At 69.9% G+C, this 24,815-nt stretch carries 24 protein-coding genes; 17 read left to right on the forward strand and 7 right to left on the reverse strand.

The window, feature by feature from the left end:
• Window positions 1-51 precede the first annotated feature (51 nt).
• From AC2DGY_RS02825 to AC2DGY_RS02890, 14 genes are all read left to right on the forward strand, one after another.
• The gene (locus AC2DGY_RS02825; RefSeq protein WP_484508184.1) at window positions 52-948 is read left to right on the forward strand and encodes a cupin domain-containing protein; all 897 of its coding nucleotides are present in this window, start codon (window positions 52-54) and stop codon (window positions 946-948) included.
• On the forward strand, window positions 945-1,652 hold the full coding sequence (locus AC2DGY_RS02830; protein WP_484508185.1) for an SDR family NAD(P)-dependent oxidoreductase: 708 nt from the start codon (window positions 945-947) through the stop codon (window positions 1,650-1,652). Before AC2DGY_RS02825 ends, AC2DGY_RS02830 begins: the two co-directional genes overlap by 4 nt.
• A gap of 35 nt (window positions 1,653-1,687) precedes the next feature.
• On the forward strand, window positions 1,688-2,839 hold the full coding sequence (locus AC2DGY_RS02835) for an MFS transporter (RefSeq protein WP_484508186.1): 1,152 nt from the start codon (window positions 1,688-1,690) through the stop codon (window positions 2,837-2,839).
• A gap of 202 nt (window positions 2,840-3,041) precedes the next feature.
• Window positions 3,042-3,908, forward strand: coding sequence for a branched-chain amino acid ABC transporter permease (locus tag AC2DGY_RS02840; RefSeq protein WP_484508187.1), 867 nt, complete (start codon window positions 3,042-3,044; stop codon window positions 3,906-3,908).
• Window positions 3,908-4,972 (forward strand): branched-chain amino acid ABC transporter permease, encoded by a 1,065-nt coding sequence (locus AC2DGY_RS02845; protein ID WP_484508188.1) that lies wholly within the window; start codon window positions 3,908-3,910, stop codon window positions 4,970-4,972. The genes AC2DGY_RS02840 and AC2DGY_RS02845 overlap by 1 nt, the downstream gene beginning before the upstream one ends.
• 17 nt (window positions 4,973-4,989) lie before the next feature.
• A complete protein-coding gene (locus AC2DGY_RS02850; protein ID WP_484508189.1) occupies window positions 4,990-6,291 on the forward strand; it encodes an ABC transporter substrate-binding protein in 1,302 nt (433 codons plus the stop codon).
• A complete protein-coding gene (locus AC2DGY_RS02855; RefSeq protein WP_484508190.1) occupies window positions 6,291-7,094 on the forward strand; it encodes an ABC transporter ATP-binding protein in 804 nt (267 codons plus the stop codon). Before AC2DGY_RS02850 ends, AC2DGY_RS02855 begins: the two co-directional genes overlap by 1 nt.
• The gene (locus AC2DGY_RS02860; protein ID WP_484508191.1) at window positions 7,091-7,804 is read left to right on the forward strand and encodes an ABC transporter ATP-binding protein; all 714 of its coding nucleotides are present in this window, start codon (window positions 7,091-7,093) and stop codon (window positions 7,802-7,804) included. Before AC2DGY_RS02855 ends, AC2DGY_RS02860 begins: the two co-directional genes overlap by 4 nt.
• An 11-nt stretch (window positions 7,805-7,815) precedes the next feature.
• Window positions 7,816-9,438, forward strand: a complete 1,623-nt coding sequence (locus AC2DGY_RS02865; RefSeq protein WP_484508192.1) for an amidohydrolase — start codon at window positions 7,816-7,818, stop codon at window positions 9,436-9,438.
• Entirely contained in the window at window positions 9,435-9,893 is a 459-nt protein-coding gene (locus AC2DGY_RS02870) for a RidA family protein (protein WP_484508193.1), read from the forward strand. Before AC2DGY_RS02865 ends, AC2DGY_RS02870 begins: the two co-directional genes overlap by 4 nt.
• Window positions 9,894-9,949: 56 nt before the next feature.
• Window positions 9,950-10,888 (forward strand): NAD(P)-dependent oxidoreductase, encoded by a 939-nt coding sequence (locus tag AC2DGY_RS02875; RefSeq protein ID WP_484508194.1) that lies wholly within the window; start codon window positions 9,950-9,952, stop codon window positions 10,886-10,888.
• Window positions 10,885-12,195 (forward strand): M24 family metallopeptidase, encoded by a 1,311-nt coding sequence (locus tag AC2DGY_RS02880; protein WP_484508195.1) that lies wholly within the window; start codon window positions 10,885-10,887, stop codon window positions 12,193-12,195. Before AC2DGY_RS02875 ends, AC2DGY_RS02880 begins: the two co-directional genes overlap by 4 nt.
• Before the next feature lie 38 nt (window positions 12,196-12,233).
• Window positions 12,234-12,920: a cupin domain-containing protein gene (locus AC2DGY_RS02885; RefSeq protein ID WP_484508196.1), complete on the forward strand. Its 687-nt coding sequence runs from the start codon at window positions 12,234-12,236 to the stop codon at window positions 12,918-12,920.
• A 5-nt stretch (window positions 12,921-12,925) separates the two neighbouring features.
• Entirely contained in the window at window positions 12,926-13,552 is a 627-nt protein-coding gene (locus AC2DGY_RS02890) for a cupin domain-containing protein (protein ID WP_484508197.1), read from the forward strand.
• Between the two features lie 218 nt (window positions 13,553-13,770).
• Here the strand turns inward: AC2DGY_RS02890 and AC2DGY_RS02895 are convergent, their stop codons facing one another.
• The 4 genes from AC2DGY_RS02895 to AC2DGY_RS02910 all read right to left on the reverse strand — a co-directional run bounded on the left by AC2DGY_RS02895 (window position 13,771) and on the right by AC2DGY_RS02910 (window position 19,811).
• Window positions 13,771-14,652, reverse strand: coding sequence for an endonuclease domain-containing protein (locus tag AC2DGY_RS02895; RefSeq protein ID WP_484508198.1), 882 nt, complete (start codon window positions 14,650-14,652; stop codon window positions 13,771-13,773).
• A 179-nt stretch (window positions 14,653-14,831) separates the two neighbouring features.
• Window positions 14,832-16,211: an aldehyde dehydrogenase family protein gene (locus AC2DGY_RS02900; RefSeq protein ID WP_484508199.1), complete on the reverse strand. Its 1,380-nt coding sequence runs from the start codon at window positions 16,209-16,211 to the stop codon at window positions 14,832-14,834.
• A gap of 44 nt (window positions 16,212-16,255) precedes the next feature.
• The gene (locus tag AC2DGY_RS02905; protein WP_484508200.1) at window positions 16,256-17,626 is read right to left on the reverse strand and encodes a dihydrolipoamide acetyltransferase family protein; all 1,371 of its coding nucleotides are present in this window, start codon (window positions 17,624-17,626) and stop codon (window positions 16,256-16,258) included.
• A gap of 1 nt (window position 17,627) precedes the next feature.
• Entirely contained in the window at window positions 17,628-19,811 is a 2,184-nt protein-coding gene (locus tag AC2DGY_RS02910; protein WP_484508201.1) for an alpha-ketoacid dehydrogenase subunit alpha/beta, read from the reverse strand.
• 165 nt (window positions 19,812-19,976) lie between these two features.
• Between AC2DGY_RS02910 and AC2DGY_RS02915 the strand changes: the two genes are divergently transcribed.
• Complete coding sequence (locus AC2DGY_RS02915) at window positions 19,977-20,519, forward strand: VOC family protein (RefSeq protein WP_484508202.1); 543 nt, start codon at window positions 19,977-19,979, stop codon at window positions 20,517-20,519.
• Between the two features lie 11 nt (window positions 20,520-20,530).
• Window positions 20,531-21,205 carry a GntR family transcriptional regulator gene (locus AC2DGY_RS02920; protein ID WP_484508203.1) on the forward strand — a complete coding sequence of 225 codons (675 nt, stop codon included), beginning with the start codon at window positions 20,531-20,533 and terminating at the stop codon, window positions 21,203-21,205.
• A 67-nt stretch (window positions 21,206-21,272) separates the two neighbouring features.
• On the opposite strand, the gene AC2DGY_RS02925 is transcribed toward AC2DGY_RS02920, so the two are convergent.
• Genes AC2DGY_RS02925 through AC2DGY_RS02935 form a run of 3 tightly spaced genes read right to left on the reverse strand, consistent with a single transcriptional unit; the run spans window position 21,273 to window position 23,903 of the window.
• Window positions 21,273-22,460 carry an acetyl-CoA C-acetyltransferase gene (locus AC2DGY_RS02925; RefSeq protein ID WP_484508204.1) on the reverse strand — a complete coding sequence of 396 codons (1,188 nt, stop codon included), beginning with the start codon at window positions 22,458-22,460 and terminating at the stop codon, window positions 21,273-21,275.
• Window positions 22,457-23,110, reverse strand: a complete 654-nt coding sequence (locus tag AC2DGY_RS02930) for a CoA transferase subunit B (protein WP_484508205.1) — start codon at window positions 23,108-23,110, stop codon at window positions 22,457-22,459. The genes AC2DGY_RS02925 and AC2DGY_RS02930 overlap by 4 nt, the downstream gene beginning before the upstream one ends.
• 1 nt (window position 23,111) lies before the next feature.
• Window positions 23,112-23,903 (reverse strand): CoA transferase subunit A, encoded by a 792-nt coding sequence (locus AC2DGY_RS02935; RefSeq protein WP_484508206.1) that lies wholly within the window; start codon window positions 23,901-23,903, stop codon window positions 23,112-23,114.
• Window positions 23,904-24,031: 128 nt separating this feature from the next.
• Between AC2DGY_RS02935 and AC2DGY_RS02940 the strand changes: the two genes are divergently transcribed.
• Window positions 24,032-24,814, forward strand: coding sequence for an IclR family transcriptional regulator (locus AC2DGY_RS02940; RefSeq protein WP_484509968.1), 783 nt, complete (start codon window positions 24,032-24,034; stop codon window positions 24,812-24,814).
• The last annotated feature ends 1 nt before the right edge of the window (window position 24,815 follow it).

Here is a 24,815-nt window from a genome sequence, read left to right on the forward strand (position 1 = left end):
GGACGCGCCGCGCGAGGATGCGCCGGCGGGAGAAAGGTCGAGGAGGCCCGCATGTCGAGGTTCGTCGTCCGTCATGCCCGCGACGCCGACTACCGTGACCCGGGCGCTCTCGCGCCCGGCGCGGTCGGGGTCAGCCGGTGGCGCGGCGTAGGCGAGGACGACGGCGCCGCCCACACCGACTTCGGGATCACGCGGCTGGAACCCGGCGGGCGGACCGCGACCCACGTGCACTCGTTCGAGGAGAGCTTCCACGTCCTGGAGGGCGAAGTGATCCTCGCGACCCCCGAAGCGACCGTCCGTCTCGTCGCAGGGGACTACGGGGTGCTGCCGATCGGCGTGCCGCACGCGTGGCGCAGCTCCGGTGAGTCCGCCGCCGCGTGGGCCGACCTCCTCACCCCGCCCGCCCGCGCCCGCCACGGACACGACACCTACCGCGTGAGCGAACTGCCCGTCTCCGCTCCGGTGGACGTCGACACGCGAGACCCCCGTATGCGGTCGTTCGGCAACATCCGCACCGAGCACATGGATGCGGGCCGCCAGTCCCAGGAGCTCCTCGCCGTCTCGGCGAGCATGCGCACCGCTCTTCTGGTCTACAGCGGAATCACGCTGAAGATGATGGTCGATTCCGACCTGGGAGCGACGCTGGGCACGCTCTTCATGGTGCAGTACGAGCCCGACGGCACCGCCGGCGCTCACGACCATCCGCTCGAGGAGGCCTATCTCATCCTCGACGGCGAGGTGGCGGCGACGTTCGACGGCGAGGAATTCGTGCTGGGCCCCGGCGACATCGCGTGGGCGGGCGTGGGATGCGTGCACTCCTTCGCCGCGACCGGCGCCGAGGTGCGGTGGCTGGAATCCCAGTCGCCGCAGATGCCGTCCCGTCATGCCTACCGCTTCGCGCGGGACTGGGAGTACTTGCAGGAAAAACTCGAGGAGGAGAATTCATGAGCGGACGCACGATTCTGGTGGCCGGCGGTTCGTCGGGGATCGGACTGGAGCTGGCCAAAGATCTGGTGGCGGGGGGAGACTCGGTGATCCTCACCAGCCGCAGCCAGGAGACCGCCGACGAGGTGGCCGCCGGCATCGGCCCTGGCGCGACGGGCGTCGCCCTGGATGTGTCCGAGCCGGAGGGCATCGCCGAGCAGCTCCGCGGCATCGGCCCGCTGGACGGACTGGCGATGGTGGCGATCGAGCGTGACGCCAACACCATCCGCGACTACAACATCGCTCGCGCGGTGCGCCTGGTCACGCTCAAGCTCGTGGGATACGCAGCGACCGTGCACACGCTGCTCGATCGTCTGGCGCCGACCGTCGACACCGGGATCGTCCTGTTCGGAGGCCGCGCGAAGGATGCTCCGTACCCCGGGTCGACCACGGTGTCGAGCATCAACGGCGGCGTCGACGGCCTGATGAACACGCTCGCGCTCGAGCTCGCGCCCATGCGCGTGAACTCGCTGCACCCCGGCATCATCGGCGACAGCCCCTTCTGGGCCGATAAGCCGGAGGGCGTGCTGTCGGGCTACGAGAACCGCACGCCCGGTGGTCAGCTGGCCACGATGGCCGATGTCGTGGATGCGACGAAGTTCCTGTTGTTCAACCGCGGGGTCAGCGCGCACACTCTCAACGTCGACCGCGGCTGGCGCATCAGCTGACGCGGACTGCACGCCCGAGGACCGGAGGAACCGGCATGCGTCGTCCTCCTGCGGGAGTCATCCTTCCGTTCGTCATCTTCTGGTCGACCCTGGATCGCTCGCTGATCCTCCCGCTGGTTCCGGGGATCGCGGGCGATCTGGGCGTGAGTGTCGCGGTGGCCGCCGGTGCCATCACGGCGCACGCCCTGGCGTATGCGGGGTTCCAGCTGATCTGGGGGCCCCTGTCGACGCGGTGGGGGCGTGTCCGGGTGCTGGTGCTGTCCACCTCGCTGGCGGCGCTGGCCAATCTCGCGAGCGCTCTGGCACCCGACATCGGATGGTTCATCCTGGCCCGAACGGCCTCGGGCGGCGCGTTCGCGGCCACCTTCGCGGCCGTGCTGACCTACGTGGGCGACATGCTGCCCCTCGCCCGCCGGCCCTCGGCGATGTCGAACCTCGCCTCCGCAACGGCGCTGGGGCTGGCCGTGGGGACGCTCGCGGCCGGGGCGATCGGATCCGTGACCACGTGGCGGTGGATCTTCGCCGGGTTCGCCATCGTGACCGCGGTGCTGGTGCCGTTCCTCGCCCTGCTGCCGGAGGCGCCGGGCCGGGGGACCGAGCGCGTCCTTGCGCAGGTCTCGCGTCTGGCACGCAATCCGTGGGCCCTGTCGGTGTGCGCGCTGGTGGCGCTGGAGGGCACTCTCCTGATCGGAATCTTCAACCTGCTCCCGGTGGCCCTGCAGGAGTCGGGGGAGGATGTCTTCGTCGCGGGACTGGTCACCGCATCCTTCGGGGTGACGGTGGTGGTGGTCAGCCAGCTGATGAAGCTCGTGGTGGGGCGGGTGAAGCCGTGGGTGTTCCTGGCCGCCGGCGGGGTCAGCGCCACGGCGGCCTTCCTCGCGCTGACGACCCAGGTGTCGGCGCTGACGGTGCTGGCCGGCGCGGCGCTCATGGGGGTGGCGTGGGCGCTGGCGCACACGACGCTCCAGACGTGGATGACCGATGCGGCCTCGGACTCCCGCGCGCTGGGGATGACGCTGTTCTCCATCAGTCTCATGCTGGGCGGCGCACTGGGCGCCGCTCTCGGGGCCGTCGCCCTCGACCGCGACACGTTCGGCGTGCTCTTCGCCGCCGGCGCGGTCGGTGCCGTCGTCTTCGGGGCCGCCAGTGCCGTCGCGCGGGTGCGCTATCGCGTTCGTGAGGAGTGACCGCCGGTCCGACCCCACTGTTCCCGAGACTGAACAGTGAACTGAACAATTGTGCAGTGGAAGTTGACAGATGGGGTTTCCGTTGCTTCACTTAGCTCCATCGAAACCCGTAATCGATAACCCGCACGTATTCCAGCAATACCCGTAGTCCCACTCACGATTTCCTGACGATTCACGACGACGTGGAAGGTCTGATCCCTCGGTGTTCGAACCTGTCTTCCTTGCACAGCAAGTGCTCAACGGACTGAGCTTCGGTGCTCTTCTGTTCCTCCTGGCCAGCGGCCTCACGCTCGTGTTCGGCCTCATGCGGATCGTCAACATGGCCCACGGCGCGTTCTACATGCTGGGCGGCTACATCGGCGTGGTGATCGCGACCCTGACCGGCAACCTCCTCGTGGCGGTGATCGTCGCCATGGTCGCCGTCGGAGTCACCGCCTTCCTCGTAGAGGTGGTGCTCCTGCGCTTCGTGCGAGGACAGGAAATGCCCGAGGTCCTGCTGACGATCGGCGTCTCGTTCGTGATCGCAGACCTGTGCCTGGCCTTCTTCGGGGGAGACCCGCAGAACCTCCCCAACACGGTGAAGATCCCCGGCGCCCTCATGATCGACGGGTTCGTCTACCCCTGGTACCGGATCTTCGTGATCGGCGTGGCCCTCGTCATCGGCATCGCGCTGGCTCTCGTGCAGTACAAGACCCGGGTCGGGGCGATCGTGCGGGCGGGCGTGGATGACCGGGAGATCATCACCGCGATGGGGGTGAACATCCGATGGGTGTTCACCGGCATGTTCATCGTCGGGGCCGCCCTGGCGGCCATCGGCGGCACCATCGGCGCCGGAGTGCAGAGCATCCTCCCCGGGGTGCAGAACGAGGTGCTGCTGTACGCCCTCGTCGTCATCATCATCGGCGGACTGGGGAGCATCCCCGGTGCCGCAGTCGGCAGCGTCCTGATCGGACTCATCGACGCCTTCGCCAAGGCGTGGATCCCGGAGCTGGCCTACTTCACGATCTTCCTGCCCATGGCGCTCGTGCTGGTGCTGCGACCGACCGGCCTCTTCGGAAAGGCGGCGTGATGAGCAACCGCATCGTCGAGACACGCACCATTCGCACCGCAGGTGCCCCGCGCAACCGCCGGATGTTCCTGATCAACCTCGTCCTGCTCGCCGTGGTCCTGGCCATCGGCATCGCCCTGCCGTACCTCGGTGCGTCGACCTTCGCGGTGTCACTGACTTCGACCATCCTGATCGCCGCCACCCTCGCTTCCAGCGTCAACTTCCTCGCGGGGCAGGGCGGCATGGTGTCCCTCGGCCACGCCGGCATCGCGGCAGCCTCGGCCTACGGCGCGGGGTGGGCATCGCGCCAGGGCATGGACCCGGGGATGCAGGTGCTGATCGCCCTCGCCGTCACGGTGATCGTGTCGCTGATCTACGGCCTGCTGTCCATGCGCACCAACGGGATCTATTTCCTCATGGTGACCCTTGCCGTCGGGATGCTGATCTACGGACTGGCGTTCCGTTTCTCCTCCGTCACCGGCGGCGAGAACGGCATCTCCGGCATCCAGCGGCCCGAGTGGATGTCCTCCTACTGGATGTTCTACTACGTGGTGCTGGCGGTGTTCGTCGTGCTGACCGCGGCGCTGTGGGTCGTCGGCAACTCGCCCTTCGGTGCGAGCCTGCGGGGGGTCCGCGACAGCGAGAGCCGGATGCGCAGCCTCGGGTACAGCGTGGCCTCGTACAAGCTCGGTGCGTTCATGATCTCCGGCAGCGTCGCAGGACTGGCCGGCCTCCTGTCGGTCTGGCACACGCACTTCGTGAGCCCCTCCTCGGCGGGTGTGGACCGCTCGGTGCATCTGATCGTGATGGTGATCCTCGGCGGCATCGGCACGCTGCTGGGCCCCCTCATCGGTGCCGCCGTGGTCGTTCTCGTCGAGAACGTGCTCTCCAGCTACGTCGACCGCTGGCCGACGATCCTCGGCCTCATCTTCATCCTCGTGATCCTCTTCGCGAGGGCAGGCATCGCCGGAAGCGTGCGCAAGCTCATCAACCGATGGCGCCCGCGCCGCTCGACACCCGAGTCCGGTGATCGGGGCGCACCCCCGGGACACGCCGTGTCCGAACCCGCAACAACCAACGAGTGAGAGTGGAAGGACCTGCAATGACCTCAACGATGATGTCGACGCGCAGCCGTCGCGGGGCTGCGATCGCAGCTCTGGGCGTGGCCGCGGCGCTGACTCTGGCTGCGTGTGCCCCCCCGGGTGCCGCGACCCCGAGCGATGACCCGACGGAGGCGTCGGCGACCGGCGAGCTCAAGGTCGGCTTCATCTCCCCGACGACGGGCAACTTCGCCGTCGCCGGTCAGGAGATGGTGGACGGCTGGAACCTGTACTGGGAGACGAACGGGAACGAGGTGAACGGCGTGACGGTGGAGACCATCGTCGAGGACGACGCCGGAAACCCCGAGACGTCGCTCACCAAGGCCAGCAAGCTGGTGGACCAGGACCAGGTCGACGTCATCGTCGGCCCGCTGATCGCCAACACCGCGCTGGCCGTCGCGGAGTACGCCGCGGGCGCCGGCATCCCGAACCTGCACCCGGTCGCCGCATCCGATGACCTCACGCAGCGCAACGCCAACGAGCTCACGGTCCGCACCGGATCGATGGGCGGCTCGCAGGCCAACTTCGCCGGCGGCGAGTGGGCGGCCACCGACGGCGACGCGCAGACGGCCGTGACGCTGTGCGCCGACTACGCCTTCGGGTGGGAGTCGTGCGCCGGGTTCGCCCAGGGCTTCGAGGCCAACGGCGGCGAGATCGTGGAGCAGATCTGGTTCCCCAACTCCACCACCGACTTCTCCACGTACGCCTCGCAGATCCAGGCGGCCGACGCCGACATCGTCTACGTCGCCACCGCCGGTGGCGCGCCCGGTCCGAACTTCCTCAACGCCTACCTGGGCCTGGGGCTGGACATGGACAAGCTGCTGATGAACTGCTGCGCCGCCGACCAGGGGACGCTCCGCGCCATGGGCGACCAGATCATCGGTCTCAAGTCGGTCAGCTACTGGGCCGAGGGCCGCGACAGCGATGTCGTCCGGGAGTTCGTGGACGTCTACAAGGAGTTCTCCGGTGGGAACGTGCCGGGCGCCTACGCCGCCGGCGGCTACGTCACCGCGTCGCTCGTCGCCTCCGTGCTCGAGGAGCAGGGTCTCCTCACCGGTGAAGACCTCGTGGCGGCCATCACCGAGTACACGTTCGAAGACAGCATCTTCGGCCGCGTCTCGTGGGACGAGTACAACAACACGATCGGTCCGGTGTACATCCGCGAGGTCGAGAAGCTCGACGACGGCCTGCTGTACAACGTCCCGATCGCGGAGGTCGAAGACGTCGACCAGTGGCTCGGACGCAGCCCGGAGGAGGCGCTCGCGCTTCCGACCTACTCGCAGACCTTCCAGGGACTCGAGTAGTGACCGAGGCGACCACGGCGAAGGCCCCGGACCCGCGAGGGTCCGGGGCCCCCGCCCCCGCGCTCGTGGTGAGCGGGCTGGGCAAGAGGTACGGCGGCGTGCAGGCCGTCGACGACATCTCGCTCACGCTGGCTCCCGGCGAGCGGATGGGCGTCATCGGACCCAACGGGGCCGGCAAGACGACGCTGTTCAAGATGATCGCGGGTGACGTCGCCCCCTCGGCCGGAACGATCGCGCTGTTCGGCCGCGACGTGACGCGGCTGGGCACGGCGCGCCGCGCGCGGCTCGGCGTGGGGCGCACCTTCCAGGTGTCGAACCTGTTCCGCGAAATGAGCGTGCTGGACAACGTGCGGGTCGCCGCACGCGGCGGCTCGTCCAAGGCCCGCGTCTTCTGGCGCACGCAGGGCATCAGCGACGAGGTGAGCCGCACGTCCACGGAGATGCTCGAATCGGTGGGCCTGTACGGGCGCCGAGACGACACCGTCGCCGACCTCTCGCACGGCGAGCAGCGTCAGCTGGAGATCGCGATGGCGCTGGTCACCCAGCCGCGCCTGCTGCTGCTGGACGAACCTGCCGCGGGGCTCTCCGCGGTCGAGCGGACCACGCTCCGCCGGCTGATCGAGGAGCTGCCCCGGACGCTGCCGATCCTGCTCATCGAGCACGACATGACCCTCGCCCTGGGGCTCACCGACCGGGTGATGTGCATGGAGAACGGTCACCACATCGTGACGGGGACGCCGGACGAGGTCCGCGACCACCCCACCGTCAAGGAGATCTACCTGGGAAGGCGTGACAAGAAGTGACTCTTTCGGTCTCGGGTCTGCGCGCCGGATACGCCACCGCGCAGGTGCTCAACGGTGTCGATTTCACCGTCGGCGACGGACAGAGCGTCGCGCTCCTCGGTCGCAACGGCATGGGCAAGACCACGCTGGTGCGCACCATCTGCGGTCTGCGGCCCCCGGCGGTCTCCAGCGGAACGATCGTCTACGACGGGGTCGACATCACCCGCCGGGCGAGCCACCTCATCTCCCGCGCGGGCATCGCGCTCGTGCCGCAGGGGCGGCGCGTGTTCGGGTCGCTCACGACGCTGGAGAACCTCAAGGTCGTCCCGCGCCGGCGCCAGACGACGCTGGAGCCCTGGACCGTCGAGCGGGTGTTCGACTTCTTCCCCCGCCTCGCCGAGCGCTCGGGATCGATGGCCCGCTCGCTCTCCGGAGGGGAGCAGCAGATGCTCGCGATCGGACGGGCGCTGATGACGAACCCGAGCCTGCTCATCATGGACGAGCCGAGTGAGGGCCTCGCCCCCAGCATCCTCGACGTCATCCAGGACCGGCTCGAGGGCCTGCGGGCCTCGGGGCTGTCCATCCTCATCGCCGAACAGAACGTCGACCTCGCCCTCGACATCGCCGAGCACGTGATCGTGATCGACGACTCCGGCACGATCGCGTGGTCGGGCCAGCCCGCCGAGTTGCGTGCGGACGACCAGCTCCTCGAGCGCCACCTGAGCATCTGAGCCGTTCCGCTGTGACCACCACCACGCTTCCCCCTGCCCTCCCGCTCGTCGACCTCGTGCTGCGCGGTGGGCGGATCTCGACCTTCGCCGCGCCCGGCGAGGGTCCGGACGAGGTCGAGGCCATCGCCCTCGCCGGCGGCCGCGTCGTGGCGATCGGCTCGGACGCCGATCTCGCCCGCTATGCGGAGCTCGCCCGTCGCGTCGTGGATCTCGGAGGGCGCCGGGCCCTCCCCGGACTCAACGACTCGCACATCCACGCCGTGCGCGGCGGCGTGTCGTGGGCCGGCACGATGCACTGGGAGGACGTGCGCTCCGTCGACGAAGCGCTCGCACGCGTGCGCGAGGAGGCGATGCGCCGCGGACCCGGCGCGTGGGTGAGCGCGATCGGCGGCTGGCATTCGAGCCAGCTCGCCGAAGGACGTGCCCCCACCCGCGCCGAGCTGGATGACGCGGCACCGGAGAACCCCGTGTACCTGCAGGAGCTCTACGACCGCGGCATCCTCAACACCGCCGGGCTGCGCGCCGCGGGGTTGCCCGCCGACACCGGAGAACTGCACGGCGTGCGAGAGTTCGCCGTGCCCACCGGCCTCGCCCTGGCCGACGCGGGGAACCCGGAGGAGGGCGTGCGCCGCATGAACTCCGCATTCGCCGCGTACGGCCTCACCGGCGTCGTCGACGGCGGCGGGCTGATGGTCACACCGCGCGACTACGACCCCCTCTACGCCGTGTGGCGCCGCGGCGAACTCGACGTGCGTACGCGGCTGTACATCTCGGCGTGGACCCGCGGGGGAGAAGTCGAGAACATCCAGCAGCTGACGGCCCTCGTTCACCCCGGCAGCGGCGACGAGATGCTGCAGGTCGCCGGCGTCGGCGAGATCCCCCACCTGGGCTGCCACGACATGGAGGGGTTCGACGCGTTCGAGATCGGCGACGCCCCCTGGCGGGAGTTGGTCGAGATCGTGCGCCTGTGCGTGCAGCGCGGATGGCGCATGAGCGTGCACGCGGTGCTGAACACCACGCTCGGGCGCATCCTCGACGCGTGGGAGGAGGTCGAGCGCGAGACCGGCGGCGTCCGCGGAGCGCGATTCTCCATCGTCCACGCCGACGAGGCATCCCGGGAGAACCTCGAGCGCCTCGCGCGCCTGGAAGCGGGCGTGCTCGTGCAGAGCCGGCTGCTGCTCAAGGGCGGCGACTACGTCGACGCATGGGGCGAGGAAGCGACGATCGCTGCCCCGCCGCTCGGGGATCTCCGCGAACTCGGGATCGTCGTGGGCGCCGGGACCGACGCCACACGGGCCAACTGGTACTCGCCGTGGGCGTCCATCTGGTGGCTCGTCACCGGCGGCACCCTCAGCGGCCGGGGCGTGCGCGACGTGCGGCACCGGCTCTCCCGGGCAGAGGCGCTCGCCGCCTACACCCGCGATGCCGCCTGGTTCACCGGTGAGCAGGCGCACCGGGGCAAGCTCCTCCCCGGCTACGACGGCGACGTGTGCGTGCCGTCCCTGGACCCGTTCACGTGCGCGGAGGACGACCTCCGCGACATCGGCAGCGACCTCACCGTCCTGGCCGGTCGCATCACCCACGACGCCGGCGTGCTCGACGCAGAGAACGCCGCAGGAGAGGACCCCTCATGACCATCCCCGCCCCGATGAGGGTCGGCAACGCCGAGATCATCCACCACGCCGGGTACGACGCATCCATCGTCAGCCCCTTCGTCCCCGCCATCCGCACCGTGTCCAACGCCCGTCTCGTCTTCATCAGCGGCGTCACGGGCGCCCCGGTGTACCACGATCACCCGCACGTCCCCGCGGTGTTCGACGCGATGCCGATGGATGCCGCCGGTCAGGTGCAGAACGCCTTCGATCACCTCGATCTCGCCCTGCAGGCGGCGGGATGCGAGCGGCACGACGTGGTCAACATGATCCGGTTCTTCACCGACGTCGACGCCGACCAGGACGTCGTCAACAAGCACCAGGGGCACTGGTTCGGCGGTCACATCCCCACCAGTTCCACCGTGCAGGTGACGCGCCTGGCCACGGACCCGCGCTTGCGGTTCGAGTTCCACGTCGTGGCCGCCGCCCCGGCGTGACCCGACACCACACCCCCCTCTGCCGGCGCATGCCGGCATCACCCGAAGGAGACGACATGACGGACAGCAAGCCCACGGTGGGTTGGATCGGCGCGGGCCGAATGGGAACGCAGCTGGCGACCCGGTTGCTGAACGCGGGCTACGACGTGGCGGTCTACAACCGCACGCGCGCCAAGGCCGAGCCGCTGGCGGAGCTGGGCGCGACGCTCGTGGACCGGCCGGTGGACCTGGCCGGTCGGGACGTGGTCTTCGTCATGGTGTCGGCGTCGAAAGACCTCGAGCAGGTCATGCTCGGCGACGGCGGCCTCCTCACCGATCCCGAGCGGGTGCCCCACGCGATCGGCGACTCGTCCACCGTCTCGATGGAGATGAGCGCGCACATCCGCGCCGCCGCCGAGGAACGGGGCGTGGGCTTCCTCGCGACGCCCGTGTCGGGCAACCCGAAGGTGATCGCCGCGGGCAAGCTCACCGTCGCCGCATCCGGACCTCGCAAGGTCTTCGACCTCGTCCGGCCGCTGCTGGAGACCTGGGGGCGCGGCGTCACCTACGTCGGCGAAGGGGAGGCGGCGCGGATCGTGAAGATCGCCCACAACGTCTTCCTCGGCGTCGTCATCCAGAACATGATCGAGATCACGCTCCTCGCCGAGAAGGCGGGGGTGAAGCGGGCCGACTTCCTGGAGTTCCTCAACGACTCGGTCATGGGCTCGCCCTACAGCCGGTACAAGTCGCCGGCGCTGGTGAACCTCGACTTCGCGCCGACGTTCACGCCCGTGCTGCTGCTGAAGGACCTCGACCTCGGGCTGGCCGCCGCCCGGGAGATGGGCGTCGTCATGCCGGTGACGGCGATCACCCGGGAGATCGTCGCGACAGAGGTCAACGCCGGGAACACCGAGCAGGACTTCGCGTCGATGATCCTGCGCGCCGCCGTCGCCTCCGGGATCGATCTGCAGGCCGAGAACGTGGCGGTCGATGACGGATTGGACCCGCAGCCATGAGTCATGGTCACTCCCACGGCGGCTCGGCCGGGCGACGCTTCGAGCGTCCGTCCGTCCGGCCGGCGGGGGTGCGGCCGATCGGGGCGCCCGGGCAGACGGGCGTGGACTACGAGCGGCGCGTCGACTTCGACCGGCTGCGCTCGTACCGGCTCGACCGGGCGAAGGCGGCGCTGGAGGCCAGTGACTGCGGAGCTTTCCTCCTGTTCGACTTCTACAACATCCGCTATACGACGCAGACGTGGATCGGCGGCGCGCTCGGCGACAAGATGATCCGCTACGCCCTGCTGATGCGGGGGCGCGACCCGATCCTGTGGGACTTCGGTTCGGCGGTGCGGCACCACCAGCTCTACTCCGACTGGGTGCCGGATGAGAACTACCGGGCCGGGTTCCTCGGATTCCGCGGTGCGGTGGACCCCGAAGGTGCTGGCCTCATGCGCGACGCGGTCGCCGAGATCGTGTCGCTGCTGAAGGCGGAGGGGCTCGCGGATGCTCCGGTGGGGCTCGACATCGTCGAGCCGCCGTTCCTCTTCGAAATGCAGCGGCAGGGTTTGCGGGTCGCCGACGCTCAGCAGGCGATGCTGGATGCCCGCGTCATCAAGAACCCCGACGAGATCCTGCTCCTCAACCAGGCCGCCGCCATGGTCGACGGCGTCTACCAGGACATCGCCGAGGCGCTCAAGCCGGGCGTGCGCGAGAACGAGATCGTGGCACTGGCGAACAAGCGCCTGTACGAGTACGGCAGCGACCAGGTCGAGGCGGTCAACGCGATCTCGGGGGAGCGCTGCAATCCGCATCCGCACAACTTCACCGACCGCATCATCCGCCCCGGCGATCAGGCCTTCTTCGACATCATCCATTCGTTCAACGGGTACCGCACGTGCTACTACCGCACGTTCGGGGTGGGCTGGGCGACGGAGAGTCAGCAGGACGCCTACAAGCAGGCCCGCGAGTGGATGGATGCGGCGCTGGACGCGATCCGGCCCGGAGTCGGGTCGGATCAGGTCGCCGCCGTGCTGCCCAAGGCGGAGGACTTCGGGTTCGCGAACGAGCTCGCCGCGTTCGGGCTGCAGTTCGCGCACGGCCTCGGCCTCGGGCTGCATGAGCGGCCGATCATTTCGCGGCTGAACTCCATGAAAGACCCGGTGGAGCTGAAGGCGGGGATGGTGTTCGCGATGGAGACGTACTGCCCGGCATCGGATGGGATCTCGGCGGCCCGCATCGAGGAGGAGGTCGTCGTGACCGACTACGGGATCGAGGTACTCACCAAATTCCCGGCGCAGGACCTGTTCGTCGCGAACCCCTACTGAGCCGTCATCGGTAGGGTTTCCCTCAGCGAGAGGACGACATGGCGGCAGTACTGGGTGGACGCATTCGCGAGGCGCGGCAGGCACGCGGATTGTCTCTGCGCGCCACCGCAGCGGCGGCATCCATCTCGCCCAGCCTCCTCTCGCAGGTGGAGACCGGAAAAGTTCAGCCGTCGGTGAGCACCCTCTGGGCGATCGTCACCGGGCTCGGGCTGTCGGTGGACGACGTCCTGCACGACGGACCGCCCCGCTCGGTGGCGCCGCGGGGAGCAGCAGCGCCCGCGCGCGGCGAGCCGGCCGAGCCGGTGCAGCGCCGCGAGGACGCGCCCGAGATCACGATGACCAACGGCGTCACCTGGCGGGGGCTCGCCGTCACGGGCTCGGCGCCGGGGGTCGACGCGGTGCACGTGACGTATCAGCCGGGGGCGGCCAGTTCGCTCGATGACAGCCACATGCGCCACGAGGGGACGGAGTTCGGCTACATCCTGCGCGGTGAGCTGACGCTCAAGCTGGACTTCGACACCTACGTGCTGGGCGTGGGCGACTCCTTCAGCTTCGACTCGATGCGTCCGCACCTGTACGTGAACGACTCCGCCGCCCCGGCCGAGGGCGTGTGGTTCGTCACCGGACACGCCCGACCCGCCCTGTCGGCGCCCGAGTCCTCCGGTGTGCTGCGCGACGCCGTCGACGTGCTGGACGCGATGAGCCGCCTCCCCGGACGGAACTGAACCGCGTGCCCGAACTCGACACCCCGTGGGACCTCGTCGGCGAGCGCGTGCGGGCCTCGCGGATGGCCGCGGGGCTGACGGTGCGCGAACTCGCGCGCCGCATCGGGCTGTCGGCCAGCCACGTCTCGCAGGTCGAGCGCGGACTCGGCGCCTTCAGCGTGCCTGCCCTGTACGCCGTGGCCAGTGAGCTCGAGGTGTCGATGAGCGACCTGCTCGCCGCCCCCGAGGAGACCACAGCGGAACCGGCGCCCGACGGGGCGCGCGACCTCGTGGCGGAGGGGATCGTGCAGCGGGCCGAGAACCACCCCACGATCAAGCTCAGTTCGGGTCCGCGCTGGAGCCGGCTCACCGCCGTGGGCGAGCCGGATGCGGAGTTCCTCGAGGTGATCTACGCTCCGGGCACGGCGGCGCCGCCCGAGCACATCCATCACGCAGGCCGGGAGTACGGCATCGTGCTCACCGGCATCCTGAGCGTCGAGGTGGCCGGCGCGATCGCGCACCTCAGCCCGGGCGACTCGATCGTGTTCGAGTCGATGCAGCCGCACCGGTTCTGGAACGACTCCGACACCGAGGTGCGCGCGATCTGGTTCGTGCGCGACCGCGACTCGGCGGGGCCTCTCCCGCACGGCTGACCGCCTGTCGACTCGCCATAATCCGTGCGGTTTTCGCGCGTTTCAGGACCGATCTTGGCGAGTCGACGCATGCGCGGGAGGGCGATGCCACGGCAGCCCGATCAGCGCTTGGGGAACTGCGGTCCGAGCTCGCGGACATCGACGCCTTCCTCGCCGTCGAGTCGCCATAAACCGTCCGTTCTCCGGCCCGATCGCGACGGATTGTGGCGAGTCGACGGTCAGGAACGGGCGCGAAGAAGGCGGCGGATGCGGGCGATGAGCGCCGGGCGGTCGTCGAAGTCGCGCGCCGTCACCACGGTGACGCGGTATCCGAGCGACTCGAGCTCCGCCCGCCGCGACATATCGCGGCTCCATTGGTCCCGATCGCGGTGGTAGTCGCCGTCGTACTCGATGATCAGGCCTGCCTCCCGGTAGAGCATGTCGACGCGAGCGACGAAGCGGCGGCCGGCGAAGATGTCGACGTTGCATTCCGGCGTCGGGAGACCGGCCTGGAGAAGAAGTACGCGCAGCTCGGACTCCCGGGGCGACTCCGCGCGCGACGAGCTCCACTCCAGCGCCAGCGGCCGCTGGGCGGCACCGCGGCTCCGCCCGACTCGACGGTGCGCGCGTTCGAGCGCGTCGCGCGTGCACAGCGGATCGCGCCAATACAGGAGCCGATCGGTGACGGCGATGAGCTGGCCGAGTCCGAGTACGCCCGCCAACTCGCACCACGTCCGCTCGGGTGACGTGCACCGCATTCCCCGCACCGAGACCACATCCCCCGGCTCGACGACGAGAGCGCGGCCGCGCACACCGGGACGTCGGATGCGGTTGTGCTCGAGGGGGACACCGACGAGCGGCTCCGTCAGTGCCCGCTCCTGAAGCGGCCCGGGAAGTGGCAGCCCGAGGACGACCCCGGCCGTCGCCCCGCACACGAAGGCGTGCCCCGGGAGCGCCGCCAAGAGCAGCCGAAGCCGCTCTTCGTCCTCGAGCTCCCGTGACGTGCGCGTGCCCCAGAACGGAGACTCGAGGGCACTCGAGCGCATCCGCCCCTCTGACAGCCCGAACGCCCGCCCGTCGGCGACGGTGAAGGCGGCGGGCAGGTCAGAAGGTGGCAGCATCCCGCCAGCGTGCCCTCGCGGCCTCGCCTGTCGCGGTGCCGGCCTGGCGCCGGTGCACTATCCCGTGGCATCCACCCCTGGGGAGGAGAAGTCCCTCCGTCGAGTCGCCAACAACCGTCCGAATTTTCGCTGGAACGCGACGGATGCTGGCGACTCGACAGGAGGGGGGTCGGGAAGGGTCAGGCGACCCAGACGGTCTTGAGGTTGCAGAACTCGCGGATGCCCTCGGCCGACAGCTCGCGTCCGAAACCCGAGCGCTTGATGCCGCCGAAGGGGAGCTCGGGGTACGAGATCGTCATGCCGTTGATGAAGACGGCGCCCGACTCGATGCCGCTGATGGCCGCATCGATCTCGGCCGCATCCGTGCTCCAGAACGCCGAACCCAGGCCGAAGTCGAGCACGTTGGCGATCTGCAACGCCTCGTCGAGCGACGAGACCTTGTAGAGGGATGCGACGGGGCCGAAGGCCTCTTCGGCGAACAGGCGCATGTCGGGCGTGATGCCGGCAACGACCGTGGGCGGGTAGAACCAGCCCTCGCCGCCCGGGCGCTCTCCGCCGGCGAGGATGTCGGCGCCCTTCGCCCGCGCGTCGTCGACGAGGTCGAGGATGTCGCGGAGGCCCGACTCGCTGGCGAGCGGTCCGATCTCGGTCGACTCGTCGGCGGGGTCACCGAGCACGAGAGCCGACATCCGCTCGGCGAATCCCGCGGCGAAGGCGTCGTAGACGTCTTCGTGCACGATGAAGCGCTTGGCGTTGATGCAGGCCTGACCGTTGTTCGACGTGCGGGCCGAGACCGCCGTGGCGATCGCACCGTCGAGATCGGCGGAGGGCATGACGACGAACGGGTCGGACCCGCCGAGTTCGAGCACGACCTTCTTCAGCACATCTCCCGCGGTGCGGCCCACGGCGCGGCCGGCGCCCTCGGAACCGGTCAGTGTCACCGCGGCGATCCGCGGGTCGCGGACGACCGCTTCGACACGGGACGATCCGACCAGGAGGGTCGCGAACGCGCCCTCGGGGAACCCGGCACGCGTGAACAGCTCACCGAGGTACAGCGCCGAGCGCGGCACGATCGAGGCGTGCTTGAGCAGCCCGGCGTTTCCGGCCATGAGCGCGGGCGCAGCGAAGCGCACGACCTGCCAGATCGGGTAGTTCCACGGCATCACGGCCAGCACGACGCCGAGCGGCTCGTACCGCGCGCCCGCCGCGGATGCTCCCACGACGCCCGGGTTCTCCAGCCACCGCGGCGCGAGGAACTCCTCGGCGTTGTCGGCGTAGTACCGCATCCCCCGCGCCGACTTCGCCACCTCTCCGCGAGACTGCGCGATGGGCTTTCCCATCTCGGCGGTGATCGCGGCGGCGACCTCCTCGGCCTCGGACTCGAGCAGATCGGCGGCGGCCCGCATCCAGGTGGCCCGCGCCTCCCAGCCGGCCTCGGCGAGCGCGGGAACGGCGGCCGACGCGGCGGCGAGCTTCGCCTCGACGGCGGCGTCGTCGTCCTCCTCGAAGATGCCGAGCTCGGCGCCCGTGGCGGGGTTGACACTGCGGATGGTGGGCACGGCGGCGCCTCTCAGAATGCGGTAGGGGAAGGGGGCGGGGAAGCTCAGATGAGGATGCTGAGCGGGTTCTCGATGCGGCGCTGGAACGCGGCGAGCCACTCGGCGGCGATGGCGCCGTCGAGCACCCGGTGATCGGCCGACAGGGTCACGGTCATCACCGACCCGACGGTCAGCTCACCGTCGGCGCCGACGACCGGCATCGGACGGGCGGCGCCCACGGCGAGGATGCCGGACTGCGGCGGGTTCAGGATGGCGCTGAACTGCGCCGTCCCGTACATGCCCAGGTTCGACACCGAGAAGCTCCCGCCCTCCAGCTCATGCTGGCGGAGGCGGCCCGCACGAGCACGCTCGGCGAGGTCGGCCACGGTGGCGCTGATCTGCGACAGCGGCAGCCGCTCCACGCCCCGGATGACCGGTGTCGTGAGTCCGCCCTCGGTGGCGACGGCGACCGCGAGGTCGACGCCCGTGAAGTGGCGGATGCTGTCGTCATTCCAGATCGCGTTGGCGGCGGGAACATCGACCAGAGCCGCGGCGACGGCCTTGAGCACGAAGTCGTTGACGGAGATCTTGCGCGGCGCCGACTCGTTGACGCTCTTGCGAAGCTCCAGGAGCGCATCCACGCGGCAGTCCGCGACGAGGTAGAAGTGCGGCACCGTCGACTTGCTCTCGGTGAGACGCCGCGCGATGGTGCGCCGCATCCGATCGACGGGCACGTCTTCGTAGGTCGCGGCTCCCTCGGCGGCCGACGCTGGCGCCTTGGGTGCGGCGGGGGCGGGGGCGGCCGGAGCTGCAGGCGCCTGGGCGGCGGGCTCGGCCGGAGGCTGCGCGAGGTGCCGCTCGAGGTCGCGCCGGACGATGCGCCCACGCGGTCCGGTGCCGGAGATGTCGGTGAGGGCGACACCCTGCTCGGCCGCGAGACGGCGGACGAGCGGGCTGGCGAACAGTCGCTCACCGGAGTCATCCGACTCCGCCGCAGCATCGGCGGTGGAACCGGTGCGCACTCCGGATCCGTCCATCGGGTCGGGCTCCGGGTCGCCGGGGGCTTCCTCGGCGGGGGGCTGGGCGGCGGTGCCAGCCGACGATGATCCGTTCGGCGCGCGCTCGGCGGCGGGAGCGGACTCTGCGGCGGCGACGCCGGCGGCGCGCAGGGCCTCGTCGATGGCGTCGGATCCTTCGCCCTCGGCGACGAGCACGATGATGGCGTCGCCGACGGCGACACTGTCCCCGGCCGGAACGAGGAGCCGTCCGACGGTACCGGCGGCCTCGGCCGACAGCTCCACGGTCGCCTTGTCGGTCTCGATCTCGGCGAGGGTCTGCCCCACCGTCACGGTGGTGCCTTCCTCGACGAGCCAGGACTGGATGGCGGCCTCGGTGGCTCCGGCCATCACTTCGGGCATGCGAATGATCTCAGCCATGTCAGGCTCCGAATCCGGCGCGGACGGCCTCGAGGGCGACGACCACTTCTTCAGTGCGGGCGATGGCGGCGCGCTCCAGCACCCGGGAGATGCTCGGGGATGCTTCGCCGCCCGTCACCCGCGCGATGGGCTGGTCGAGGTAGTCGAAGTAGCGACGCTGGATCTCGTCGGCGAGCCATGCGCCGTACGAGGTGCCCTGGGCGCCCTGTTCGACGATGAGCACCGCGTTGGTCTTGCGGATGCTCTCGCCGAGAGTGTCCCAGTCGATCGACGCGCGGTCGAGCCAGCGCAGGTCGATCAGCTCGGCGTCCACGCCGGTCTGCTCGATCGCCTCGGCGGCGTGGGCGACCATCGACAGGTAGCTGATCACGGTGACCTCCGCGCCTTCACGGACGACCGCGGCGCTTCCCGGCGGGATGATGTAGTCGAGGTCTCCCTCGGGCACCTCATCGGCCTTGCCGTACAGATCGACGTGCTCGATGACGAGCACCGGGTCCTGCAGGGCGAGCGCGGCGTTCATGAGACCGACGTAGTCGCGGGCGTTGGATGCGGCGACGATGCGCCATCCGGGGCTGGTGGCGAAGATGCCGGCGGGGTCCATGAGGTGCTGCGAGCCGTAGCCCGAACCCATCGCGATCTTGGTGCGGAGCACGAGCGGCACGGGGTTCTCCCCGCCGAACATGTGGCGGGCCTTGCCGATCTGGTTGAAGACCTGGTCGGCGGCCACCCACATGAAGTCGGGGTACATGAACTCCACGACCGGGCGGAACCGGCCGTCCAGTGCCAGTCCGCCGCCGAGACCGACGAACGCGTTCTCGCTGATCGGCGTTCCCATCACGCGGTCGGGACCGTACTTCTTCGCCAGACCCTTGGTCGCACCGTTCGTGCCGCCGTTGAGCTTGTGCACGTCTTCGCCCATGACGACGATGCGCGGGTCTTCCTCCATGCGCCGGTCCATGACCTCGGCCACCGCGTCGACGAACTTCACCGGGCGGGTGGCGGCCGTGGCATCCAGCTGGGGGAGACCCTCGAGCTCGCTGGCATCGCCGCGCACGCCGACGTTCACGAACGTCGTCTCGGGCCACAGCTCGGGACGGATGCGGCGCTTGCCGGGGCGGTCGGGGTCGGCCTCGACGAGGGCGTTCACGGCGGCGGTCATGGCCTGCTGCACGCGGGAACGAAGAGCGGCGACGCCCTCGTCGTCGATCAGGCCGCGGTCGCGCATGCGACTCGCGGTCAGGTCGAGCGGGTCGCGGGCACGCCAGGACGCTTCTTCTTCCTTCGTGCGGTACCCGAAGGCGCTGCCGGGGTACGGGCCGTTCTGGTGGAAGAAGCGGTAGACCTGCGCCTCGATGACGGCGGGGCCTTCGCCCGACCGCATCCGCTCGGCCGCTTCCTGCGTGGCGAGGTACACCGCGAGCGGGTCCATGCCGTCCACGCGCCACGAGGGGATGTGGAAGCCCTGACCGCGGACGGAGAAGCGCGTGTCGGCGGTGATCTCGTCGGCGCGGGTGGAGACGCCGTACATGTTGTTCTCGACGAAGAACGCGACGGGGAGCTTCCAGGTGGCGGCGAGGTTCATCGACTCCAGCACGGAGCCGATCTGGGCGGCTCCGTCGCCGAAGTAGTTGATGGTGAGGTCGGTGTCGGTCGCGCTGCTGTGCTTCTGCGCCCAGGCGTTGCCCGCAGCCATGGGAGCGCCGCCGCCGACGATCGCGTTGGTGCCGAGAGCGCCGGCTTCGAACCACTGCAGGTGCATCGACCCGCCGCGGCCGCGGCAGTAGCCCTGGGCGAGTCCGAGGATCTCGGCGAGGGTGCGCTGCAGGACGGTCTGGATGTCGTCGTTCACCGGGGTCGCCGGGTCGATGGTTCCACCGCTCACATGCGTCAGCGCCTTCGCGAGGAACTGGTGGTGCCCGCGGTGCGAGCCGTTCACGCCGTCGCTCGAGCGGAGCCCGACGATGGAGCCGACGGCGCCACCTTCCTGCCCGATGCTGGAGTGAGCGGGGCCGTGCACGAGGCCTTCGCCGGCCAGTTCGAGCACCGACTCCTCGAACGCACGGATCAGGTGCAGCTGGCTGAGCATCGTGCCCAGCAGCGCGGGGTCTGCCGCGTTCCAGTCGTCCTTGGTCGTTGACAGTTCGATCCAGTCCACGCCGGTCGAGAGTTTCTTGCGCTCAGGCATCGTCGCCTCATCCATCCCGCGGGCCATACGGCCGGTCCGCTCCTTCGAGAGTAGGGGAGGATTTGATCCAATTCAAGTGTTGCCGGCGAATACTTCGAGAGAACTCTGGGCAGAGGGCACGCAAATGGATACGATGTCTCTCACCAGTCGACGAGGAGGTCGCGTATGACTCAGGGCAGCCGCCCCGGAATCCCGGGCCTGCGAGGATCGGATCACATCGGCATCACGGTGCCCGACCTCGACGAGGCGCACACTTTCCTCGTCGACATCCTCGGGGCCGACTACATCTACACGCTCGGTCAGAAGAGTGCCGACGACGATTGGATGCAGGTTCAGATCGGCGTGCACCCGCGCACCGTCATCCGCGAGATCCGGTTCTACCGGCTCCAGACCGGAGTGAACCTGGAGGTCTTCCTCTACGACGCCGCCGACGGCCAGAACCCGCAGCCGCGCAACAGCGACATCGGCGGGTACCATCTGGCTCTGTACGTCGATGACATGGATGCCGCGGTGGACTACCTCCGCGCATCCGGTGTCGAGGTGATGGGCGAGCCGGTCGCGAGCAAGCAGGCGGCTCTCGGCCAGCGGTGGGTCTACTTCCGCGCCCCGTGGGGGCTCCAGTTCGAGCTCGTCAGCTACCCCGACGGCAAGGCGTACGAGGCGGACGCGTCGCGGCTGCTGTGGAAGCCCACCGACCCGGCTGCATGAAAGGACCCACGATGGCCCCTCCGCGTGCGGGAGTGCACGGCGCCACGGGCGCGCGCATCGCCGCGACCCTGCGCGACGCCATCCTCGACGGCGAGTACACGCCGGGCGAGCGGATCCGCCAGGACGACCTCGCCGAGCGTCACGGCGCCAGCCGGCTCCCGGTGCGGGAGGCCTTGCGGATGCTGGAGGCCGAGGGTCTGGTCACCCTGGTGGCGAACACGGGGGCGTGGGTGTCGACCCTCAGTGCCGACGAGTGCCAGGAGCTGTACCTCGTGCGCGAGCGGCTCGAGCCGCTGCTGTGCAAGATGAACGTTCCGCTGATCACCGATGACGAGATCCAGCGCCTGCAGAACCTCGCCGATCGGATGGAGGAATCCGCCGACGTGGAGGAGTTCCTGACGCTGGACCGCGAGTTCCACCTGCTGGGGATCGATCACGTCGACACCAGCGTGCTGACCGACCTGGTCAAGAGTCTGTGGAACCGCACTCAGCACTACCGGCGCGCGGCGACGCGGCTCTTCTGGAGCGAGGGGGATCGCGGCGTCCACCACGACCACCAACTGCTCGTCGGAGCGCTGCGCCGCCGCGACGCCGACGACGCCGAGATGCTCCTGGCGCAGCACATCCGCCGGAGCCGCCTCGAGCTGTCGCGGCATCCGGAGGCCTTCGACCTCCCCACCCCCTAGGTCGACTCGCCAGCTTCGGTCGGATTTTCGCCCGAAACCCGACGTTTTATGGCGAGTCGACGGGGGGTCAGCGGGTGAGGATGAGGGCGTCGCCCTGGCCGCCGCCGCCGCAGAGCGCGACCGCGGCCGTGCCCGAGCCGCGGCGCACGAGCTCGTGCACGGCGTGCACGACGAGGCGGTTGCCGGATGCTCCGATCGGGTGGCCGATCGCGATGCCGCCGCCGTGGATGTTGACGACGTCGTCGGAGAGTCCGAGTTCGGCCTGGGAGCGGGCGACCACCGCCCCGAACGCCTCGTTGATCTCGACGAACGTGAGGTCGGACGGCGTGATGCCCGCCTTCTCGCACGCCTGCACGATCGCGCGGGACGGCTGCTCATGCAGCGAGTTGTCGGGGCCGGCGACCTGACCGCTGGCGCCGACGACCGCCAGCACGTCCCAGCCGTTCTCGTCCGCGTGCGAGCGGGAGGTGACCACGACCGCGGAGGCGCCGTCGGAGATCTGCGACGAGTTCCCGGCCGTGATCGAACCGCCCTCGGCGAAGGCCGGGCGGAGGCGCGCGAGTGTCTCGACGGTCGTGTCGGGGCGCACACCCTCGTCGGTGGTCACCACGACGGGGGCGCCCTTGCGCTGCGGGATCTCCACCGGCACGATCTCCGCGTCGAAGATCCCCGCCGCCTGGGCTGCGGCGACGCGCTGGTGCGAGCGGGCGGCCACGGCGTCCTGCGCCTCGCGTGACACCTCGAACCGCGCGTTGGCGCGCTCGGTGGAGGCGCCCATGCTCTCGTGGTCGTACGCGTCGGTCAGGCCGTCGTAGGCCATGTGGTCCAGCGCTTCAATCGATCCGTACGTCCAGCCCTCCCGCGACCCCAGGAGCAGGTGGGGGGCACGTGTCATCGACTCCATGCCGGCGGCGACCACGACGCGCGCATCGCCGGTGCGGATCATCCGGGCGGCGTCGATGATCGCCGTCAGGCCGGACAGGCAGACCTTGTTCACGGCGGAGGCGTGCACGTCCCACCCGATCCCCGCCGCGATCGCGGCCTGCCGTGCCGGGTTCTGCCCTACGCCGGCCGGCAGTACCTGCCCGACGATGACCGCATCCACCGCGTCGGCGGGGATGCCGCCCCGCTCGAGCGCACCGCGGATGGCGATTCCGCCGAGCTGCGTCGCGGTGAACGGTGCGAGCTGGCCCTTCAGGCGCCCCTGCGGTGTGCGGGCGGCGGCCACGAGGACGATGTCGTCGTCGGGGATCATGAGTTCTGCTCCTGGGGGATGCGGACGAGAAGAGGCGGTTCGGTGGCCGCGAGAACATCCTCCACCGTCACGCCGGGGGCGATCTCCACGAGCACGAGTCCGTCGTCGGTGACGTCGATGACGGCGAGGTCGGTGATGATGCGGTCGACCACCCCTCGGCCGGTGAGCGGGAGGGTGCAGGTGTCGACGATCTTCGGGGAGCCATCACGGGCGACGTGCTCCATCAGCACGATGACGCGCGCGGCCCCGTGCACGAGATCCATCGCGCCGCCCGGGCCCTTCACCATCTTCCCGGGGATCATCCAGTTCGCCAGGTCCCCGCTTCGCGAGACCTGCATCGCACCGAGGATCGCGGCGTCGATCTTGCCGCCTCGGATCATTCCGAAGCTGAGCGCCGAGTCGAAGAACGCCGAGCCGGGGAGGGTCGTGACCGTCTCCTTGCCGGCGTTGATGAGGTCGGGATCCACGTCGTCCTCGGCCGGGTACGGGCCGACCCCGAGGATGCCGTTCTCGGACTGCAGCACCACCGTCATGTCGTCGGGAACGTAGTTGGGGACGAGCGTGGGCAGCCCGATGCCCAGGTTCACATACGATCCGTCCGCGAGCTCGCGGGCGGCGCGGGCCGCCATCTCCTGCCGGGTCAGAGCCATGTCAGTTCCCCTCGGTTCCCGCGCCCGCCGACGGACGCACGGTGCGCCGTTCGATGCGCTTCTCGATGCCGGTGCCGACCTCCACGATGCGGTGCACGTAGATGCCGGGAAGGTGGATGCTGTCAGGGTCGAGCTCGCCCGGTTCGACGAGCTCCTCGACCTGCGCGATGCAGACGCGCCCGGCCATCGCGGCGAGCGGGTTGAAGTTGCGCGCAGCCTTGTTGAACACGAGGTTGCCGTGCCGGTCTCCGCGCAGCGCGTGGACGAGGGAGAAGTCGGTGACGATCGCCTCTTCCAGGACGAATTCGCGCGGCTGACCACCCACCTCGAACGTGCGGACATCCTTCACCGGAGACGCCAACGCCACGCCGCCCGACCCGTCGTACCTGCGCGGCAGTCCGCCCTCGGCCACCTGCGTGCCGACGCCGGTCTGCGTGTAGAACGCGGCGATGCCCGAGCCGCCGGCGCGGAGCTTCTCGGCGAGCGTGCCCTGCGGCGTGAGTTCGACTTCGAGTTCGCCGGAGAGGAACTGCCGTTCGAACTCCTTGTTCTCCCCGACGTAGGAGGAGGTCATCTTGCGAATGCGGTGCGCGTTCAGCAGTAGCCCGAGCCCCCAGTCATCCACCCCGCAGTTGTTCGAGACGATCGTCAGCCCGCTCGTGCCCTGGGCGAGGAGCGCCTCGGTCAGGGCGATGGGGTTTCCCGACAGGCCGAAGCCGCCGACGGCGAGGGATGCTCCGTCCGGGATATCGGCGACGGCCTCCGTCGCCGAGGGCCAGGTCTTGTCGATCACGTGCGACTCCTTCGTCCTCCGGCGCGCAGCGATGCGCGCCGTATCCCATCGTCGGCTGCCGCCGCGCTGCGCGCGTAACGGGGTGTTGCGATGTGGATACCGGGGGCCGTAACGTCCATATCGTGGACATCCCGGCCGACCGACGCACTGTTCCGGGCGCGCAGGCCGTGGCGCGCGCGGCGCGTCTCCTGCGCCTGGTGACCGCGGCCGGGGCGGACGGGGCGGCGATCGCGCTGCTGGCCGAGCGCGCGGATCTCACGCGGCCCACGGTGCACCGACTGCTCACGGCGCTGCGTCGCGAGGGGCTCGTGGACCGCGACGACGCCACCGGCCGCTGGATACCGGGGCCCGAGCTCTACCTGATGGGGACGGTTGCCGCATCGCGCTACGACATCACGCCGACGGCGCGCGACATCGTCCGATCGCTGGCCGTCCGCACCGAGGAGAGCGCGTTCTTGTCGGTGCGCCGCGCGGATGAGACGGTGTGCCTCGTGCGCGAGGAGGGGAGTTTTCCCATCCGCTCGTTCGTGCTCGCAGAGGGGGTGCGTTTCCCATTGGGCGTGGCATCCGCCGGGCTGGCGATCCTGGCCTTCCTCCCTCCTCACGATGTGGACGCCTATTTCGAACGGCATCCCGGACTCGCCCGCTCGTGGGGGGCGTCGCACGGCGAGAAGCGCTTGCGCGCGCGCCTGCGGGAGACGCAGGAGCGGGGCTACGCCGTCAACCCGGGGCTCATCGTCGAGGGGAGTTGGGGCATGGGCGCCGCGGTGTTCACGCGCGAGGGTGATCCGCAGTGGGCGCTGAGCCTGACGGGCGTTCAATTCCGGTTCGGGTCGGATCGGATCGCCGAGCTCGGTCGCACGCTCCTGGCCCATGCGCATCAGCTCACCACGCGCATCGCGCAGCGCTGAC

It is taken from the genome of Microbacterium sp. Z6_144 (genome assembly GCF_057197625.1).